This window comes from Microbacterium sp. AR7-10 (genome assembly GCF_001878835.1).
In the GTDB taxonomy this organism is placed as follows: domain Bacteria; phylum Actinomycetota; class Actinomycetes; order Actinomycetales; family Microbacteriaceae; genus Microbacterium; species Microbacterium commune.
The window spans coordinates 1-18515 of sequence record NZ_MJIR01000077.1 but is presented as its reverse complement, the minus strand read 5'-3'; the positions used below and the strand labels follow the sequence as shown (position 1 = coordinate 18515).

The following is an 18515-nucleotide window of genomic DNA, read 5'->3' as shown; positions in this document are numbered from 1 at the left end:
GAGGCGACCCAGGAGAAGCTCATGTCGCTCATGACCATCGAACCCAACTCCACGAAGGAGGCAGCAGCGTGAACAACGTCTTCACCGAGGTGAAGGACCTGCTGACGCAGAACCTGCGCACGTCCGGCATCTACATCGCGTTCATCGCGATCGTCGCGATCTTCACGATCACCACCGGCGGCAAGCTGCTCTCGCCCGAGAACGTGACGAACATCGTCCTGCAGAACGCTCACATCCTGATCATGGCCCTCGGCATGATCCTCGTGATCGTCGGCGGCCACATCGACCTGTCGGTCGGCTCGGTGCTCGCCTTCGCCTCAGCGGTCTCGGCCGTGCTCGTCATCAAGAACGGCATGCCCTGGTGGGTCGGCATCATCGCCGCCATCGTCGTCGGCATCATCGTCGGCGTCTGGCAGGGCTTCTGGGTGGCGATCGTCGGCATCCCGGCGTTCATCGTCACGCTGGCCGGCATGCTGCTGTTCCGCGGCCTGACCTGGCTGGTGCTGAACAATGTGTCCCTCTCGCCGTTCTCGCAGGAGTACCGCAACGTCGCCAGCGGCTTCCTCGACAGCCTGTTCGGCTCGATCACCATCGGACAGGGCCAGGGGCTCAAGGCTCTGCCGCAGACCGTCGACATCTTCACGCTGGTCATCGGGCTCGTCGCCGTGGTCGGACTCGTCGTCAGCTCGCTGCGCACCCGTCGTGCACGTCAGGGATACAACCAGCCGGTCGAGTCCGCGTTCCTGTTCATCCTCAAGCTCGTCGTCGTGTCGGCCGTGCTGCTCGCCTTCGCCTGGGCGCTCGCGTACAACCGCGGGTTCCCGATCGTGCTGATCATCGTGGCGGTGCTGATCCTCGTGTACCAGGTCGTCACCAACCGCACCGTGTTCGGTCGTCACGTCTACGCCGTCGGCGGCAACCTCTCGGCGGCGCGCCTGTCAGGCGTGAACGTCAAGAGCGTGAACTTCTGGATCTTCGTGAACATGGGCTTCCTCACCGGCATCGCCGCCGCGGTGTTCTCGTCGCGCTCCAACGGCGCCCAGCCGGGCATGGGGAACATGTTCGAGCTCGACGTGATCGCGGCCTGCTTCATCGGCGGCGCCTCGACCATGGGCGGTGTCGGCCGGGTGGGCGGCGCGCTCGTCGGCGGTCTGGTGATGGCCGTGATGTCCAACGGCATGCAGCTGATGGGCGTGCCGCAGGCCGCTCAGCAGATCGTCAAGGGTCTCGTGCTGCTGCTCGCGGTCGCGTTCGACATCTACAACAAGCGTCGCGCCGGCACCGTCCGCTGACCTGCCGCATGAGAGAGGGATCCGTCCGATCGGGCGGATCCCTCTTCGCGTCTCACCCCACGAGTTCGCGTCACCCCACGAGTCGGGCGCCGGGCACCGGACCGTGCACGTGCAGGGCGCGCCGGCCGGTGCCGAGCAGCTGATCCTGCACCGCACGCGCGTGCTCCGAGCTCTCGCACAGCAGGGCGATGGTCGGTCCGGAGCCGGAGACGAGGCCGCCGAGCGCGCCGAAGCGGATGCCGTCGATGAGCGTGGCACCGAGATCGGGTCGGTCGATCACGGCTGCGGCCTCGAGGTCGTTGAGCAGGGCAGGTGCCAGCTCCCTGGCGTCACCGGCCCGCAGCGCGTGCAGCACGGCGAGCGGCACGTCGAGCGACATCGGCGGGTCGTCAGCGACGGCGCCCTCCTGCGCGCGCAGGGCGTCGAGCCGGCCGTACACCTCCGGGGTGGACAGACCCTGCTCGCTGAGCACGAGCACCCAGTCGAAGCGTCCTCTGGCGAGCGCCGGGGTCAGCTCGTCGCCGCGGCCCGCTCCCACGGCGGTGCCGCCGTGCAGGGCGAACGGCACGTCGGCGCCGAGACGCGCGGCGAGGGCGTGCAGGCGATGCGCACCCAGCTCGGTGCCCCACAGGGCGTCGCACGCGACGAGTGCGGCGGCCGCATCCGCAGAGCCGCCGCCCATGCCCCCGGCCACGGGCACGCCCTTGCGGATGCGCAGGTGCACCCCGGCATCCACCCCCGCGGTCTGCGCGAGCAGCTTGGCCGCCCTCATCGCGAGATTGCGGTCGTCGAGGGGGACGCCCGAGACGTCCACCTCGCCGTCGACCTCGAGGGTGAAGCCGGCAGCCGCCGATGCGTACACGTCCTCGTACAGCGACACGGCCTGGAAGACGGTGGCCAGGGAGTGATAGCCGTCGTCATGCCGCGGACCGACGCCCAGGTAGACGTTGATCTTGCCGGGAGCCCTGACGTGCACGGCATCCGGCCTCTGCCCCATCACAGCTCCGACGACACGGACCAGAGGTTGACGTCGATGCCGTGCGCGATCGCGTCGATCGACGTGAGCTCGTCATCGGTGAATGCCGGGCCGTCGACGGCCGCGATGTTCTCGTCGATCTGCTCGGGCCGCGAGGCGCCGATCAGCGCCGAGACGACGACGGGATCGCGCAGGGTCCACTGCAGCGCCATCTGAGCGAGCGTCTGTCCGCGGTCGGCGGCGATGTCGTTGAGCCCGCGCAGCACCGCGAGTCCCTCATCGGACACCGGACGGTCCGGCATCGAGCGGCGCTTCTGCGCACGGTCGGCGGTGCCGTCGCCGAGGTATTTGTCGGTGAGCAGCCCCTGGGCAAGCGGCGTGAAGGCGATCGCGCCCATGCCGGCCGCTCTCAGGGTGTCGGTCAGGCCGTCCTCCACCCAGCGGTTGAGGATCGAGTACGACGGCTGGTGGATCACCAGGGGGGTGCCGAGATCGCGTGCCACGGCGAGCGCGGCCTCGGTGCGCTCGGCGCTGTACGACGAGATGCCGACGTAGAGCGCCTTGCCCTGTCGCACCAGCGTGTCGAGTGCGCCGATGGTCTCCTCGACCGGGGTGACCGGGTCGACGCGGTGCGAGTAGAAGATGTCGACGTAGTCCAGGCGCATGCTCGTGAGCGATCGCTCCGCGCTGGCGAGGATGTACTTGCGGCTGCCGAGATCGCCGTACGGGCCCGGCCACATGTCCCAGCCCGCCTTCGACGAGATGATCAGCTCGTCCCGGTACGGTGCGAGATCCTCCGACATGATGCGGCCGAAGTTCTTCTCGGCCGAGCCGTAGGGAGGTCCGTAGTTGTTGGCGAGGTCGAAGTGCGTGATCCCGCTGTCGAAGGCGTGACGCAGCAGCGCGCGCTGGTTGTCGAGCGGGATGTTGTCGCCGAAGTTCCACCACAGGCCGAGCGAGATCGGCGGCAGGTAGAGGCCGCTCGCTCCGACCTGACGGTAGGCGAAGCGCTGGTACCGCTCAGCGGCCGTAGCATACGGTCGGTGGATCTCAGGAACGTCGGGGTTGAAGCGCGGTTCGGTCACGCTGTCAGGCTATCGGCACCGGTGTCTGTTCGGGCTGCACCAGCGCGATGCGGTGGTAATCGTCGACGGTGAGATCCTCCCCGCGTGCGGTGGGGGCGACGCCCGCGGCCTCCAGGACGGCGGATGCCGCAGCGGAGCCCCCGTAGAGACCGGACAGCGCCTGGCGCAGCATCTTCCGGCGCTGGTTGAAGGCTGCGTCGACGATCTGGAAGGTGCGCCGACGCTCGCCGTCGTCGCCGCGGGGCGTCTCGTCGCGCTCGAAGCCGACGAGCAGACTGTCGACGTTCGGCACCGGCCAGAACACCTGCCGCGACACCGTGCCGCACAGCCGCCACGGGCCGTACCAGGCGGCCTTCACGCTCGGCGCGCCGTAGATCTTCGACCCCGGCTTCGCGGCCAGACGCTCGGCGACCTCCGCCTGCACCATCACGACACCGCGCTCGAGGTACGCGAACGTCTCGAGGAAGTGCAGCAGCACCGGCACCGAGACGTTGTAGGGAAGATTGGCGACGAGCACCGTGGGCTCTCCGGGCAGCTCGGTGACGCGCATGGCGTCGGCATCCACCACCGTCAGCGAGTCGTCCGCCGCGCCGCGCTCGCGCGCCGTCTGCGGCAGCCGCTCGGCGAGGCGGTGATCGATCTCGACGGCGGTGACCGAGGCGCCCGCCTCGAGGATCGCCAGGGTCAGCGACCCGAGACCCGGGCCGATCTCGACCACCCGCTCCCCCGCCTGCACCTTCGCCGCGTGCACGATCTTGCGCACCGTGTTGGCGTCGACGACGAAGTTCTGCCCGAGCTTCTTCGTGGGGGTGACGTCGAGCTCGGCGGCAAGACGGCGGATCTCGGTGGCGCCGAGCAGGGAGACGGTCATGGATCCATTCTCGCGCATCCGGCCCGGCCCCTAAGATCAAGCGGGTGACCGCACTCGGGGAGCTCATCGCGCCGCGCCGCCTGGGCCGGGACTTCCGGTGGCTGATGTCGGCGGCGTGGACGAGCAACATCGGCGACGGCATCGCGCTGGCCGCCTCTCCCCTGCTGATCGCGTCGATGACCTCGTCTCCGGTGCTGGTCGCCTCGGGTGCGATGCTGCAGTTCCTGCCGTGGCTTCTCTTCGGGCTGCACGCCGGTGCGATCGCGGACCGTGTCGAGCGGCGGATGCTCGTGATGCTCGCCCACGGCATCCGGGCCGTCATCGTCGCCGCTCTCGTGGTGCTGCTCGTGACCGGCACCGCGAACATCGCGATCGTGCTGATCGTGTCGTTCCTGTACGGCACGGCCGAGGTGTTCGCCGACACGAGCACGAGCACCCTGCTGCCGATGATGGTCGAGCCCGCCGACCTCGGCGTCGGCAACGCGCGACTGCAAGCGGGCTTCCTCGTGGCCAACCAGCTCGCCGGCCCTCCCCTGGGTGCGTTCCTGTTCGCGGTGGGATCGTTCTGGCCGTTCCTCGCTCAGGTGCTCGCGGTGACCGTGGGGCTCGTCCTCGTGTCTCGGATCGCCCGGCAGCCCGTGCCGCCGCGCACGGATCCGACCAGGGTCCGCCACGACATCGGGCAGGGGCTGCGCTGGGCGTGGCACACCAAGCCGGTGCGCACCCTGATCGTGATCATCCTCGCCTTCAACGTCACGTGGGCGGCCCCGTGGGGCATCCTCGTGCTCTACGCCACCGAGCACCTCGGGATGGGGCCGGTCGGCTTCGGCGCGCTGACCACCGCGTCCGCCGTCGGCGGGCTGCTCGGCACCCTCAGCTTCGGATGGCTGGAGCGGCACATCTCGTTCGCCACCATCATGAAGGTGTGCCTCACGCTCGAGGTGCTCATGCACCTCGCCTTCGCGCTGACGACGAGCGGTGTCGTCGCGCTGGTGATCATGTTCGGATTCGGCGCCTACGCCTTCGTGTGGGGCACGATCTCGACCACGGTGCGCCAGCGACTGGTTCCGCACGAGCTGCAGGGCCGGGTGGGCTCCGTGAACATGGTCGGCGTCTTCGGCGGCATGGTCATCGGCCAGGCTCTCGGCGGACTCATCGCGCAGGCATGGGGGCTGACCGCACCGTGGTGGTTCGCGTTCGCCGGATCGGCGCTGACCCTGCTGCTGATGTGGCGGCAGATCTCCCACATCGCCGCCGCGAAGCCGGCCCTCGACGACGGCGCTGCGACGCGGTAGCGGCCGAAGGGGTCAGGCGAAGGCGCCGTACACCGCGAGCGTGTTCGCCGCGATCTGCGCGCACAGCTCGTCGACGTCGACGTCGAGCTCCGCGGCCATGAACCGCACGGTGAGCGGCACGAGATACGGCGCATTGGGCCGTCCGCGCAGCGGCACCGGCGTGAGGAACGGCGCGTCCGTCTCGACGAGGATGCGATCCAACGGCGTGACCGCGAGGGCATCCCTCAGGTTCTGCGCGTTCTTGAACGTGATGTTACCGGCGAACGAGAGCCAGTACCCGGCATCCGCCGCGATCCGCGCCATCGCGTCGTCACCCGAGAAGCAGTGGAAGACGGTCTTCTCGGGGGCACCGACGCGCGTCAGCGTCTCGAGCACATCGTCGTGCGCATCGCGATCGTGGATCTGCATGGCGATGCCGTGCTTCTTGGCCAGCGCGATGTGCGCCTCGAACGACTCGTGCTGCGCGGGCCGGCCCGCTTCGTCGGTGCGGAAGTAGTCCAAACCGGTCTCGCCGATCGCACGCGTGCGCGGGTGCGCCGCGAGCTCGTCGATCACCGCGATCGCCTCGTCGAGGCGCCCCTCGGCAGCGTAACTCGGTGCGTCGTTGGGGTGGATGGCGACGGCGGCGAGCACACGAGGGTCGGATGCCGCGGCTTCCACCGCCCAACGCGACGATTCGATGTCACCGGAGGCCTGGACGACACCGGCGATGCCGACCTCGGCGGCCCGGTCGAGCTGCTCCTCCAGGCTCAGCGGCTCGACGCCGTCGGTGATCTCGAGATGCGCATGGTTGTCGTACACCGGCACCGACAGCGGCTCGGGAGCCGCCGGGTACCGGAGGTCTCCGCGCCCCTCGGCGTCGCGCGCCCGGACGTAGGTGTTCGCCATGCGTTTCGCCTCGCTTCGCTCGATCGACGACCGGAGGGCCTCAGGCGGTCTGCTCCACGCGCGGGAACAGGGGCGCGAGAGTCGTCACGGCGGTGCCAGGCTGCAGCGCACCCCACGCACCCGCCTCGCGGATCGGCTGCGCGGTGAGCGCGCCGAGCGAGCCCTCGACGCCGAGGGCGTCCCACAGCTTCGCGGTCGACTGCGGCATCACCGGCGACAGCAGCACGGCGAGCGCGCGCAGGCCCTCCGCGCAGGTGTACAGCACGGTGCCGAGGCGGCCGCGCTGCTGCTCATCACGCGCGAGCGCCCACGGCTCGTTCTCGGTGATGTAGAGGTTCAGGTCGTCGACGATCGTCCAGATCGCGTCGATCGCCTCGTCGATGCGGAAGTGCTCGATGGCCGCGTCGGCGGCGGCCGCGGCATCCGCCACCTTCTTCTGCACCACCCGGTCGCGCTCGGCGTACTCGGCGGGCGCCGGCACGACGCCGTCGAAGTACTTCTGGATCATCGCGACCGTGCGCGACGCCAGGTTGCCGAAGCCGTTGGCGAGCTCGGCCTGGTAGCGGGCCGACAGGTCCTCCCACGAGAACGATCCGTCCTGCCCGAACGCGATCGCCGACAGGAAGTAGTAGCGGTACGCGTCCGAGCCGAACACGTCGGTGATCTCGGTCGGTGCGATGCCGGTGAGCTTCGACTTCGACATCTTCTCGCCGCCGACGAGCAGCCAGCCGTGCGCGAAGACGCCCTTGGGCACCTCGAGGCCTGCAGCCATCAGCAGGGCGGGCCAGATCACGGCGTGGAAGCGCAGGATGTCCTTGCCGACCACGTGGTACGCGGGCCAGCGCCGGGCGAAGTTCGCGTCGTCCTCGCCGTAGCCGACCGCGGTGACGTAGTTGAGCAGCGCGTCGACCCACACGTAGATGACGTGCGATTCGTCCCATGGCAGCGGGATGCCCCAGTCGAACGTCGACCGCGAGATCGACAGGTCCTTGAGGCCCTGGCTCACGAACGAGACGACCTCGTTGCGCGCCGAGTCGGGGCGGACGAAATCGGGTTCGGTCTTGTACAGCTCGAGCAGGCGATCCTGGAACTCGCTGAGCTTGAAGAAGTAGTTCTTCTCCTGCAGCAGCTCGAGCGGCTTGGAGTGGATCGCGCAGACCTTCAGTCCCTCGAACGGGCCGGTGCCGTCGACGATCTCGGACTCGGGCTTGAACTCCTCACAGCCCACGCAGTACAGCGCCTCGTACTCGCCCGCGTAGATGTAGCCCGCGTCGTAGAGCTTCTGGAAGAACACCTGCACGTTCTTCTCGTGCCGCTCCTGCGTGGTGCGGATGAAGTCGTCGTTCGCCACGTCGAGGGTCGTCAGCAGCGGGAACCAGCTCTCGCCGACCAGCTTGTCGACCCACTCCTGCGGAGTGACGTTGTTCGCCGCCGCTGCGCGCAGCATCTTCTGACCGTGCTCGTCGGTGCCGGTGAGCATCCACGCGTCATCACCCGCCTGGCGGTGCCAGCGCGACAGCGTGTCGACGGCCACCGTCGTGTACCCGTGCCCGATGTGCGGCACGTCGGACGGGTAGTAGATGGGTGTGGTGATGTAGAAGGACTCGCCTGCGGGCATGCTCACGATTGTAGGCCGGAACGGTGCCGTGTTCTGATTCGTGACCTGGGGCGGATGCCGCCGAGCTGCCCCGGTCGGGAGAACGCTCCCTTCCCGGACCTCGCGTCACGCGCTTCGGGCGGCGAGCGCGGACTGGTAGAGGTCGCGGGAGCCGAGTCCGGTCGCGGCGGCGACCTCGGCGCACGCCTCTTTGAGGCGGATCCCGGATGCCACGAGGGCCTGCACCTGTGCGAGCGCGTCGTCGGCGGACACGGCGACCGGAGCCGAACCCTCGACGACCACGACGATCTCGCCCTTCACGCCCTGCTCGGCCCAGCCGACGAGTTCGGATGGCGTGCCGCGGCGCACCTCCTCGTACAGCTTCGTCAGCTCGCGGCAGACGGCGATCCGCCGCCCGGCGCCGAAGGCCGCGCCCATGTCGGCGAGCGACGACGCGAGCCGCGACGGCGACTCGAAGAACACCATGGTGCGCCGCTCGCTCGCCAGCGCGGTCAGCACCGAGCGGCGCTCCCCCGGCTTGCGCGGCAGGAAGCCCTCGAAGGTGAATCGGTCGGTGGGCAGGCCCGAGATCGCGAGGGCCATGAGCACGGCGCTCGGGCCGGGGATCGCGGTGACGGTCACACCGCGTTCGACGGCGGCTGCGACCAGGCCGTAACCGGGGTCGCTGACCGCGGGCATCCCCGCGTCGCTGACGACCACGATGTCGTGCTGCTCGGCGAGCTCGGCGAGCTCGGCCGCCTTGTGCTTCTCGTTGTGGTCGTGCAGCGCGATCAGACGCGGGCGGTTCTCGATCTTCAGCGCCTGCAGCAGACGCTGGGTGGTGCGGGTGTCCTCCGCGACCACGATCTCGGCATTGCCGAGCACCTCGATCAGGCGGCGGGACGCATCGCCGAGATTGCCGATCGGAGTGGCGGCGAGGATGATCACCCGACCAGCTTAGGCGGGTGGCGTCGACCGTTCCGAAGCGCCGATTGCCTAGGCTGAACAGGTGACCCTCCCCGCGCCCCCGACGCCGCCGCCTGCGGCGACGCGCGGGGAGCGACTCGCCGTGTGGGGCACAGCGGATCCGGCTCGCGTGCGAGTGCTGGGCTGGCTCGCCCCGCTGCTGGTCACGCTGCTCGCCGCGGTGTTGCGCCTGACGAATCTGGGGCATCCGCACGAGATCATGTTCGACGAGACCTACTACGTCAAGGACGCGTGGTCGCTGTGGAACCTCGGCTACGAGGGCAAGTGGGGCGACGGCGCCGACGAGCAGCTGCCCCGCGGCGACGACTCCGCGATGCAGACGGCGGGGTCGTATGTCGTGCATCCGCCGCTCGGGAAGTGGATCATCGCGCTCGGCATGGCTCTGATGGGTCCGGGCTCGAGCGCCGGCTGGCGACTCACGACCGCGATCCTCGGATCTCTGACGGTGCTCGTGCTCTATCTCGTCGCCCTGCGCCTGACCCGCTCGCGGGTGCTCGCGACCATCGCCGCCGGTCTGCTCGCCATCGACGGTCTCGGCATCGTGATGAGCCGGATCGCGCTGCTCGACGGCGTTCTCACCTTCTTCATCCTGCTCGGCGTCCTGTTCGTGCTGCTCGACCGCGATCGCTCCCTGCCGCTGCTCGATGCGAGGATCGCGGCCCGGCGCCGAGCGGATGCCGACGGGGCGCGCGTCAGGCTGGTGGGTCCGGTGCTGTGGTCGCGGCCCTGGCTGGTCGCGGCCGGGGTGTCGCTGGGGGCGGCATCGGCCGTGAAGTGGTCGGGCCTGTACGCCCTGGCCGTCTTCGGCCTGTACGTCGTCATCACCGACGCCCTGGCCCGGCGCCGGGCGGGCATCCCGCTGTGGCCGAGCGATGCGGTACTGCGGCAGGGACCCGTCTCGTTCCTGCTGATGGTCGGCCCGGCGATGCTGACCTACCTCGTCTCGTGGTCCGGGTGGCTGGTCACCTCCGGCGGCTATGACCGCGGGGCGGATGCCAATCCGCTGGCCGCGCTGTGGAAGTACCACGCGTCGATGTACGGGTTCCACATCGGCCTGTCCAGCCCACACTCCTATGCGAGCCCGGCGTGGCAGTGGCCGCTGCTGCTGCGCCCGACAGCGATCTGGGTCGGCTCGGACCCGACGGACTGCGGAGCGGATCACTGCATCGCCGTGATCTCGTCGGTGCCGAACCCGCTGATCTGGTACGGCGGAGTGGCCGCGGCCCTGTTTCTGCTGTATCGCTTCGTCCGGGGTCTCATCGAGCGCCGCCCTGTCGGCCCGATGCACACGATCGCGCTGGTCGGCCTCGTCGCGACCTACGTGCCGTGGCTGCTCGTGCCGAGCCGCACGATCTTCCAGTTCTATACGATCGTCATGGTGCCGTTCCTCATCCTCGCGCTGGTGGTGACGCTGCGCGAGCTCGCCGGACGCCCCTCCGATCCTCCGCATCGACGGACGGCAGGCCGGCGGACGGTTGCCGTCTACCTCGTGGTGGTGGTTCTCGTCTCGGCGTTCTTCTACCCGGTGTGGACGGGCATGAGCGTGCCGTATCCGTTCTGGCTCATCCACAACTGGCTGCCGGGCTGGATCTGACCCGAGCGCGTCGTCGCCCGGCCCGGTGCCATTCGCGCCCGGGGTCCCACCAGGACGGGCCTCGGATCTCGGGAACACCACCGCGCATGCGCACCTGCCACTAGGACAGGTGCAGTGTGCGGTGATGGTGCCAGCACAGTGCCACCCCGTTATCGGTATGCGTGGCGCCACCCGCTGCGTGCTCGGTGACGTGATGTATCTCGCACCACGTCGCCGGGATCGTGCAGCCGGGAATGACGCATCCCCCGTCGCGAGCGATGATCGCTCGTCGCTGCAGCGCGTTGAAGACACGACCGGAGGTGCCGAGCGAGACGATCCGGCCGCGATCGTCGAACAGCACCCGCTGGATGCCGCCGGCGCAGCCCACCTGCGCCGCGACGCGGATCGGCACGCCCATGTCGACGCCGTCGCCGCCTTCGACGTGCGCCCACCCTGACCCTTCGGCGTAGTCCGCGGCATCGACGGTGATCACCAGGGTCGGTGCCGATCCCCCGAGGTCGGGCAGCTCGCCGCCTCGTGCGGCCGCACTGAGGATGGTCGCGAGAGCGTCATGCATCTTCTGCACGCGCGTGCGCGGGTCGATCGGATCGAGCCCGTCGTCCGGGTCCGGTTGGGAGTCGACGAAGTGCACGCCCTGCGGCGCGAGCACGCCCTGGACACGAGGATTCAGCAGACTATCGGTGAGTCTGGCCAGCTGCGCGGCCACCTCCGGCAGCAGTTCGCCGCGCAGCGGCACCCGTCCATCGCGCAGCCGACCGATCCAAAGCCCCCGAGCACGTGATGCGGCGTCGTCCGTCGGCTCAGCCCCGTCGGGGTCGAGGTAGGCGGCGAGCACCTGCGCGAACTGCGCCAGCTCTGCGGGGGTGGGCGCGGGCGAATCCGACGCCGGGGCGCCCTCCCCATCCGCGTCGCGGCCCTGTACGCGCCGCCGCGCGAATGATGCGATCTGCCGGTCGACCTCGACCAGCGCTTCCGGCGCCACGCGACCCCTGCTCGCCTCGAGCGGAGCCGTGGCGGCGAGGAACCCATCGAGCCCGATCGTCGCTTCGGCGAGCGCCTTTCGCAGCTCGTCGTAGCGCGACGGGAGCAACTCGCCGTCGGTGATGCCGCGCACCTGAGCGGTGAGACCCGCGGCCTTCGCCAACCGCGCGGCGCTCTTCGCGTCCGTTCGCAGCACCATCTGCAGCAGATCGGCCGGGCGATCGCAGCCGTACGACGTCGTCATCCGCTCTCCGCGCAGACCCTCGGACCGCTGACGCACCTGCACCGTAGCCGCGACCTGCAGCGCATCGTTCGATCGAAGCACCCGACCGCTCGCCTCCAGCAGACGCATCACCTCTGCGTCGGGCAGGTCGGCGATGACCGACAGCGCGTCGCCGACTGCCGCGGCGAAGTCCGCCTGCAGCTGTTCGAGTCGATCGATGACGCCGTCCATACCTTCATTGAACTGAGGGCCACCGACATTCGAACATTGTTTCGCATACAGGGGTGCGACGAGTGTTGCGCGCGCTGCACCTGGCGGTCAGTGGTCTGGATGAAGCGCAGGACGATGCACCTTGAAACGAGACTCACCGGTGTTCTTCACCGCGCAGGCGACGAAGAACACCGGTGAGGGCCGGCGCCGAACTCGTTACAGCTCGGGCGCGCGCCGATGCTGGGACGCGCGCTCGTATCCAGCGGCCCAGCGGAACAGATCCGCCTCACGATGGGGACGACCGACCAGTTCGACACCGACGGGCACCTCGTCCACGGTGAAGCCCGCAGGAACTGTGACCGAGGGCAGCAGAGCCTGTGAGGCGATGAGGGTGTTGGTGGGGAAGGTCAGCACAGTCCACTCCTGACGCTCATCATTCGAAGGAGCTGGGACGCGAGTGGTCGGATAAGTGAGCGCGTCGAGATCGTGGCGCTCCATCACGTTCAGGATCGTACGGGTGAACTTGTCGCGCGCGACGTACCTTCCCGTGTAGTCGGGGTCGGATTCGGGGTCTTCCGGACCTGCGCTCACAGCCTCCAGCAGATCGAGTTCGGGGTGATACCTGCCGCTCTCCACGATGTCGGCGACCCGGAGATGGCTCAGCGTCGGCCGCTGGGTGAGGTAGAGGTCGATGTCGTGTCGCGAACATGCGACGTACTGGCTGGTGTCTGCGAGATGCGTGTCGAGGTCAGGGATCTCGACCTCGACGACCTCGGCGCCTGCCGCGCGCATGTCCGCTGCCGCCCGGCGGGCCAGCGTATTGACCTCTCGGCATCTCGCGTCACTCTCGTCGCCGAGCGCATTGGTCACGAGTCCGATTCGCGTGCCCGCGATGCTGCGGTCACCGAGCGAGGTCTGGTACCCCCGGGGAGGTCGAGACATGGTGGCCGACACCGAGAAGGCATCGCCTTCGTCGTAACCCGCGATCACGTCGAAGACCGCCACGGCGTCTTCCACGGTGCGCGCCAGCGGGCCGACGGTGTCCTGGAACTCGACGAGGAAGCCGGTGCCGGTGCGGGGCACCACACCGGGGGTCGAGCGAACCCCGACGAGATTGCAGAACGAGGCGGGCAGGCGAACCGATCCGCCGCAGTCCGTGCCCAACGCGACGGTGGCGAGGTTCGCCGCGACGGCCGCCGCAGAGCCTGAGCTCGAGCCGCCCGGGTCATGACTGAGCCGATGCGGATTGAGCGTCTCTCCGCTGACTGAAGAATAGGAGAACCACGAGGACGCGAAATCCGGCAACGTGGTCTTCGCGATGATGACGGCGCCCGCATCCCTGAGCCGGGCGACGGCGACCGCGTCCTTCTCGGGACGGTGGCCCTTGAGCGCCTCACTGCCGCAGGTGGTGTCCATGTCCACGGTGTCGATATTGTCCTTCACCGCGACGACGACGCCGTGCAGCGGCCCGGCCAGCTGGCCTGATTCCGCCAGCTCGCGGTCGAGCTCGTCAGCGCGCGCCAGCGCGCTGTCGCTGACGGCGACGATCGAGTTGAGGCTCGGACCGGAGCGGTCCAGCATCTCGATACGGCGCAGGTACTCCTCCACGACGGCCCGCACGGTGGTGGTTCCCGTCTGGTACGCCTCGAGAAGCTCTCGGATCGTGATCTCTTCAACGGATGGGGATACGGACATCATCGGCCCTCTCTCATGTTCTCTCGTATTCGGTTCAAGCGAAGGTGCGAACATCGACTCCGACGCGGTCGAGTGCCACGCGCACGGCGGTGGCCAACGCAACGGCTCCGGGTGTGTCGCTGTGGATGCAGATCGAGTCGAAGACGATCGGCACGCTGGCCCCGGAGGTGGTCTGCACCGTGCCTTCCGCGCACGCCTGCTCGATCTTCGCGACGACGGCTTCCGGCTGCAGCGACCCGACGTCCCTGGTGAAGACGATCTGTCCGTCATCGCCGTAGAGCCGGTCCGCGTACAGTTCGCGGACCGCCGGGTGCCCACGTTCAGACGCCACCTGGTCGAGCACGCTGCCTGCCATGGTCAGGATGGGCAGGTCGGCGTCTGCCTCATCGAGCGCATCCACGAGCGCGCGGGCGAACGCCTCGTCGCGAGCCGCGTGCATGTACAGAGCTCCGTGCAGCTTGACGTGCTGCAGTCGCGCACCTCGTCGCTCCACCAGAGCCCGAACCGCGCCCAGCTGGTAGAGCACGTCGCACACCAGCTCTTCAGCTGAAGCGTCGATGTGGCGGCGCCCGAAGCCGACGAGGTCTCGGAAGCCCGGATGCGCCCCGATCCCCACGCCGTGCTCTTGCGCGAGCAGGGTCACCCGGTCGATCGTGGCCGGGTCACCGGCGTGAAAGCCGGCGGCGAGGTTGATCGAGGACACGAGCGGCATGAGACGGGCATCCACGTCGCCCGCGAACGCCCATGCCCCGAATCCCTCGCCCATGTCGCTGTTGACATCGACCGTCTGCCTCATCAGCCGCCTCACTCCAGCTCTCTGCGCCACCGGCCGGCGGCGCTCTTCCTGACTCTACGGAGCGGAGGTTCACACAAAAAGAACCGATATCAGATGGTCATCCATCGATAGAACCGATACCTTGAGCATGAGAGACGAGGACGGCGATGGGTTTCACACTGCGACAGCTGCGGTACTTCGTCGCTGTCGCGGAGGCTGGAACCGTCAGCGCGGCAGCGCGTGAGCTGTTTGTGGCACAGAGCACGATCACCACCGCGGTACAGGAGGTCGAACATCGTCTGGGACACGCGGTGTTCGCACGGAGCGTCCGTGGCGTCGAACTGACCGATGCCGGGCGCTCCCTGCTTCCCCGCGCACGCCAGATCCTCGAGCTCGTCAGCGACGCCGAGACGTACACCGCGAGCGATGCCGAGCTGAGCGGCACCGTGCGCATCGGAGCCAGCTACACCGTGATGGGCTACTTCCTGCCACAGCACATCCAGAAGATCACGGCGCGCTTTCCTCGGGTGAGTTTCGAGTGGTATGAGCGGGATCGTGCCGCGATCGAGGCGTCGCTGATCGAGGGGCGTCTGGATCTCGGTCTGATGCTCACCTCGAACCTCCGCAGCGAGGGCCTCGACGCTGAGCCGCTCGCCCGATCGGCACGGCGTCTCTGGGTCGCGCCGACGCACCCGCTCGCCGACCGCAGTGATCTTCGCCTGTCGGATCTCCGCGGCCATCCATATGCCCTGCTCACCGTTGACGAAGCCGACATGACCACTCGCTCGTATTGGCCGGACCTGGGCCGCGAGGTCTTCCTCGCGACCTCGTCCCTCGAAGCCATCCGCAGCCTGGTGGGAAGCGGTTCCGCGATCACAATCCTGTCGGACATGGTCTATCGTCCGTGGTCGCTCGAGGGCTACCGGATCCAGCCGGTCGCCCTGGCGGATCCGCTACCAGACATGCAGGTCGGGATCGCGTGGGCGCGAGCGCAGCCCACGTCGGCAGCGATGGCGGCCATCCGGCAGTACTTCGCTACCACTGGATGACCGGTCGAGGCGGCTCGTCGCCGGGAGCTACCGGGGCGGCAGCGAGCGGCGGCTCGGCGGCACCCGCGCCACGCCGGCCGAGCGCACGGCGCCCGAACAGCGAAAGTCAGCCGACGGGGTGCCGCCCCGCGTGCGCGTCGCCGTGAACCCGGTGCGCCTCGTCGAATGTGGGGCGCTTGCCCAGCATCCGTCCGACGAGCAGCACCACGCCCACCACGACCAGGCCGACCAGCATGCCGGCCACGGCCGACATGACCGTGTTGCCCAGCCAGACGACGAAGCCGCCGAACGACGCGAGCAGCTCGTCGACCCCGTGCAGCAGGTCCGCCGGTGCATGCAGCCCGACCTCACCGAGGTTGACGACCACGAGGTGGCCACCCACCCACAGCATCGCCACGGTGCCGATGACGCTGATCACGCGGAACACGTGGGGCATCGACCGCACGATGCGCGTGCCGGCGTGCCGCACCTTACGCTCGGGGTTCTTGGCCATCCGCAGACCGATGTCGTCGATCTTGACCAGCAGCGCCACCGCCCCGTACACCACTGCGGTCATGAGCAGCGCGATCACGGCGAGCACGCCGAGCGTCTGCCAGATCCCGAGGTTCGGATCGAGACTCGCCAGCGAGATGAGCATGATCTCGGTCGAGAGGATCAGATCGGTGCGGATCGCGCCCCACACCAGTCGCCGCTCATCGCGCGCCCCCTCGTCGGCATGGCCGTGGGCGAACCCGAACCATTCGAGCACCTTCTCGGCGCCCTCGAAGCACAGGTATGTGCCGCCGATGACCAGCAGGTACGGCAGCACCCAGGGGGCGAACGCGGTCAGCACCAGGGCGATCGGGATGATGATGATGAACTTGTTCGCGATCGAGCCGAGGGCGATCTTCCCCACCACGGGAAGCTCGCGCGCCGGGGTGAGCCCCTGCACGTACTGCGGCGTGACAGCCGCGTCGTCGATCACGACGCCGGCCGCCTTGGCGGATGCCTTCATCGCAGCGCTCAGGATGTCGTCGACGACCGCCAGCAGACCAACCGACATTCGAGTCCTCCCCTGCGCGCGGTGTGCGCGCTCCGGCCTGCAACACTACTGTGCTCGTCAGGCGCTCGTGGTGCGGGTGCGCCCGCTACGACGTCTCCGTGCCTTCGGCGCGCGGCGCCGCACCGACCCGAGCGCGCCCGCGCGTCAGGCGAGCGAGACCGAGCAGCGCCGCGGTGAGCGCCAGCGTCAGCAGCAGCTGGACGCGCGCGGTCGGATCGATCATCGCCAGCGCGATGATCACCGCGAGCAGCACGAGCGCTGCCCACGACAGCCAGGGGAAGCCCCACATGCGCATCGGCATCGGCTGGCCGTCGCGGTCGGCGCGGCGCCGCAGGATGATCTGCGAGATCACCGTCGCCGTCCAGATCACGAGCACGGTCGATCCCACGATGTTCAGCAGCAGCCCGAGCACCGTCTCGGGGAAGGCCCAGTTGAGCACGACGGTGACGAAGCCGAACGCCACCGACGCGATCACCGCGGCGTAGGGCACCCCCCGGTCGCTGGTTCGGGTGACCGCGAGGGGCGCGAGTCCGCGCTCGCCGAGCGAGTAGGCCATGCGGGACGCGCCGTAGATGTTGGCGTTCATGGCCGACAGCAGCGCCATCACGACGATGAGCGACATGACCAGATCGACCCCGGGCACTTGCAGCGTGGCGAGCACGGCCGAGAACGGTCCCTCGAGCACCTCCGGCGAGTTCCACGGCAGCACCGCGATGATCACGAAGATCGAGCCGAGGTAGAACACGAGGATGCGCACCATGACCTCGCGCACGATCCGCCTGATGTTGCGGGCCGGGTCGTCGGACTCGGCCGCGGCGATCGCGACGACCTCGGTGCCGCCGAACGCGAACACGACGACCAGCAGCGCCGCGGCGATGCCGGCGATGCCGTGCGGCGCGAACCCGCCGTGCGCGACGAGGTTGCCGATACCGGTCCCCGGCACCCCCGGGATGAACCCCAGGATCGCGCACGCGCCGACGACGAGGAACGCGATGATGGCGAACACCTTGATCGCGGCGAACCAGAACTCGAAGCGTCCGTAGTTGCGCACGCCGAACAGGTTCACGGCGGTCAGTGCGGCGACGAAGATCAGCACCCACAGCCAGGCCGGGATGCCCGGCACCCACCCCTCGATGATCCCGGCGGCGCCGGTGGCTTCCGCGGCGATGACGACGACGAGCTGGATCCAGTACAGCCAGCCCACAGCGCTGCCGGCGCTGCGTCCCATCGCACGCTGCGCGAACGAGCTGAACGCGCCCGAGCTGGGTCGCGCGGCGACCATCTCGGCGAGCATCGCCATGACGAGGATGACGACCGTGCCGGCGAAGAGGTACGACACCAGCACCGCGGGCCCGGCGATGCCGATGGCCTGCCCCGAGCCGACGAACAGTCCGGCACCGATCGCGCCGCCCAGGCCCATCATCGATATCTGCCGACGGGTGAGCCCGGGATGCAGCCCCTTCGTCGTCGACGTCGTCAGCGGCACCTCGGTCATCGTGAGACCTCCTCGTCCAGGCCGGGTATGGCCCGTGCCATCATACGGACAGTGCAGACGGGTCCGATGTCGGCAGTCGGCACACGAAGTCTCGACAGTCGTAGGCCACGCCCTCGGCCGCGTCCTTGCCCTCGAAGAGCGAGAAGCCGGCATCCGCGAAGGCACGGGTCTGCGCCGGTGTGACCACGGCGACCACGTCGGCGTCGGCCGCGCGGGCGGCGTCAGCGAGAGCACCGCCGCGCGCCGCGACCGCGACGACCTGGCGTGGCGGGCCGGCCAGCGCTGCCGAGAGGCGCAGCAGCGCGCCGTAGGCGAGCGGGAGCTGTCGTGCGCGCGCGGCGAGCGGGGGGCAGAGCGCCCCCCCCCGCCCCCGGGGGTCCCCCCCCCCCCCCCCCAGCCACCCGCCGAGATGGGCGGGAGCCCCCGGCGCCGGCCCCGGGGGGCGCGGTGTCTTTTACCC

At 69.2% G+C, this 18515-nt stretch carries 16 protein-coding genes; 4 read left to right on the top strand and 12 right to left on the bottom strand.

The features are described 5' to 3' along the window. Positions 1–68: 68 nt before the first annotated feature. Positions 69–1292, top strand: coding sequence for a multiple monosaccharide ABC transporter permease (gene mmsB, locus BFN01_RS10910; RefSeq protein ID WP_071644301.1), 1224 nt, complete (start codon positions 69–71; stop codon positions 1290–1292). A gap of 70 nt (positions 1293–1362) precedes the next feature. On the opposite strand, the gene BFN01_RS10905 is transcribed toward mmsB, so the two are convergent. Genes BFN01_RS10905 through rsmA form a run of 3 tightly spaced genes read right to left on the bottom strand, consistent with a single transcriptional unit; the run spans position 1363 to position 4224 of the window. Then, positions 1363–2289 carry a 4-(cytidine 5'-diphospho)-2-C-methyl-D-erythritol kinase gene (locus BFN01_RS10905; RefSeq protein ID WP_071644299.1) on the bottom strand — a complete coding sequence of 309 codons (927 nt, stop codon included), beginning with the start codon at positions 2287–2289 and terminating at the stop codon, positions 1363–1365. Next, complete coding sequence (locus tag BFN01_RS10900; RefSeq protein WP_071644297.1) at positions 2289–3353, bottom strand: aldo/keto reductase; 1065 nt, start codon at positions 3351–3353, stop codon at positions 2289–2291. The genes BFN01_RS10905 and BFN01_RS10900 overlap by 1 nt, the downstream gene beginning before the upstream one ends. Before the next feature lie 4 nt (positions 3354–3357). Further along, positions 3358–4224, bottom strand: coding sequence for a 16S rRNA (adenine(1518)-N(6)/adenine(1519)-N(6))-dimethyltransferase RsmA (rsmA, locus tag BFN01_RS10895; RefSeq protein ID WP_071644295.1), 867 nt, complete (start codon positions 4222–4224; stop codon positions 3358–3360). A gap of 44 nt (positions 4225–4268) precedes the next feature. On the opposite strand from rsmA, the gene BFN01_RS10890 reads away from it, so the two are divergent. Continuing rightward, positions 4269–5519, top strand: a complete 1251-nt coding sequence (locus BFN01_RS10890; protein WP_071644293.1) for an MFS transporter — start codon at positions 4269–4271, stop codon at positions 5517–5519. Between the two features lie 12 nt (positions 5520–5531). On the opposite strand, the gene BFN01_RS10885 is transcribed toward BFN01_RS10890, so the two are convergent. The 3 genes from BFN01_RS10885 to rsmI all read right to left on the bottom strand — a co-directional run bounded on the left by BFN01_RS10885 (position 5532) and on the right by rsmI (position 8952). Continuing rightward, on the bottom strand, positions 5532–6407 hold the full coding sequence (locus tag BFN01_RS10885; RefSeq protein ID WP_071644291.1) for a TatD family hydrolase: 876 nt from the start codon (positions 6405–6407) through the stop codon (positions 5532–5534). A 40-nt stretch (positions 6408–6447) separates the two neighbouring features. Continuing rightward, a complete protein-coding gene (metG, locus tag BFN01_RS10880) occupies positions 6448–8025 on the bottom strand; it encodes a methionine--tRNA ligase (protein ID WP_071644289.1) in 1578 nt (525 codons plus the stop codon). 105 nt (positions 8026–8130) lie between these two features. After that, complete coding sequence (rsmI, locus tag BFN01_RS10875; protein WP_071644287.1) at positions 8131–8952, bottom strand: 16S rRNA (cytidine(1402)-2'-O)-methyltransferase; 822 nt, start codon at positions 8950–8952, stop codon at positions 8131–8133. Positions 8953–9013: 61 nt separating this feature from the next. Here rsmI and BFN01_RS10870 point away from each other — a divergent pair, with 61 nt between their 5' ends. Beyond that, positions 9014–10585 carry a dolichyl-phosphate-mannose--protein mannosyltransferase gene (locus BFN01_RS10870; protein WP_071644285.1) on the top strand — a complete coding sequence of 524 codons (1572 nt, stop codon included), beginning with the start codon at positions 9014–9016 and terminating at the stop codon, positions 10583–10585. Positions 10586–10685: 100 nt separating this feature from the next. Here BFN01_RS10870 and BFN01_RS10865 read toward each other — a convergent pair whose 3' ends face one another. The 3 genes from BFN01_RS10865 to BFN01_RS10855 form a co-directional block, all read right to left on the bottom strand. Next, positions 10686–12020, bottom strand: a complete 1335-nt coding sequence (locus BFN01_RS10865; RefSeq protein ID WP_071644284.1) for an HNH endonuclease signature motif containing protein — start codon at positions 12018–12020, stop codon at positions 10686–10688. A 195-nt stretch (positions 12021–12215) separates the two neighbouring features. Beyond that, the gene (locus BFN01_RS10860) at positions 12216–13697 is read right to left on the bottom strand and encodes an amidase (RefSeq protein WP_177243852.1); all 1482 of its coding nucleotides are present in this window, start codon (positions 13695–13697) and stop codon (positions 12216–12218) included. Positions 13698–13728: 31 nt separating this feature from the next. Next, complete coding sequence (locus tag BFN01_RS10855; RefSeq protein WP_071644283.1) at positions 13729–14490, bottom strand: 5-oxoprolinase subunit PxpA; 762 nt, start codon at positions 14488–14490, stop codon at positions 13729–13731. Positions 14491–14636: 146 nt separating this feature from the next. Between BFN01_RS10855 and BFN01_RS10850 the strand changes: the two genes are divergently transcribed. Continuing rightward, the gene (locus BFN01_RS10850) at positions 14637–15518 is read left to right on the top strand and encodes a LysR family transcriptional regulator (RefSeq protein WP_071644282.1); all 882 of its coding nucleotides are present in this window, start codon (positions 14637–14639) and stop codon (positions 15516–15518) included. Between the two features lie 106 nt (positions 15519–15624). Here the strand turns inward: BFN01_RS10850 and BFN01_RS10845 are convergent, their stop codons facing one another. The 3 genes from BFN01_RS10845 to BFN01_RS15655 all read right to left on the bottom strand — a co-directional run bounded on the left by BFN01_RS10845 (position 15625) and on the right by BFN01_RS15655 (position 18242). After that, positions 15625–16560, bottom strand: a complete 936-nt coding sequence (locus BFN01_RS10845) for a DUF808 domain-containing protein (protein ID WP_071644280.1) — start codon at positions 16558–16560, stop codon at positions 15625–15627. 85 nt (positions 16561–16645) lie between these two features. Next, positions 16646–18055: an amino acid permease gene (locus BFN01_RS10840; protein ID WP_071644278.1), complete on the bottom strand. Its 1410-nt coding sequence runs from the start codon at positions 18053–18055 to the stop codon at positions 16646–16648. Positions 18056–18095: 40 nt separating this feature from the next. After that, positions 18096–18242 (bottom strand): hypothetical protein, encoded by a 147-nt coding sequence (locus tag BFN01_RS15655; protein ID WP_218161812.1) that lies wholly within the window; start codon positions 18240–18242, stop codon positions 18096–18098. Between the last annotated feature and the right edge of the window lie 273 nt (positions 18243–18515).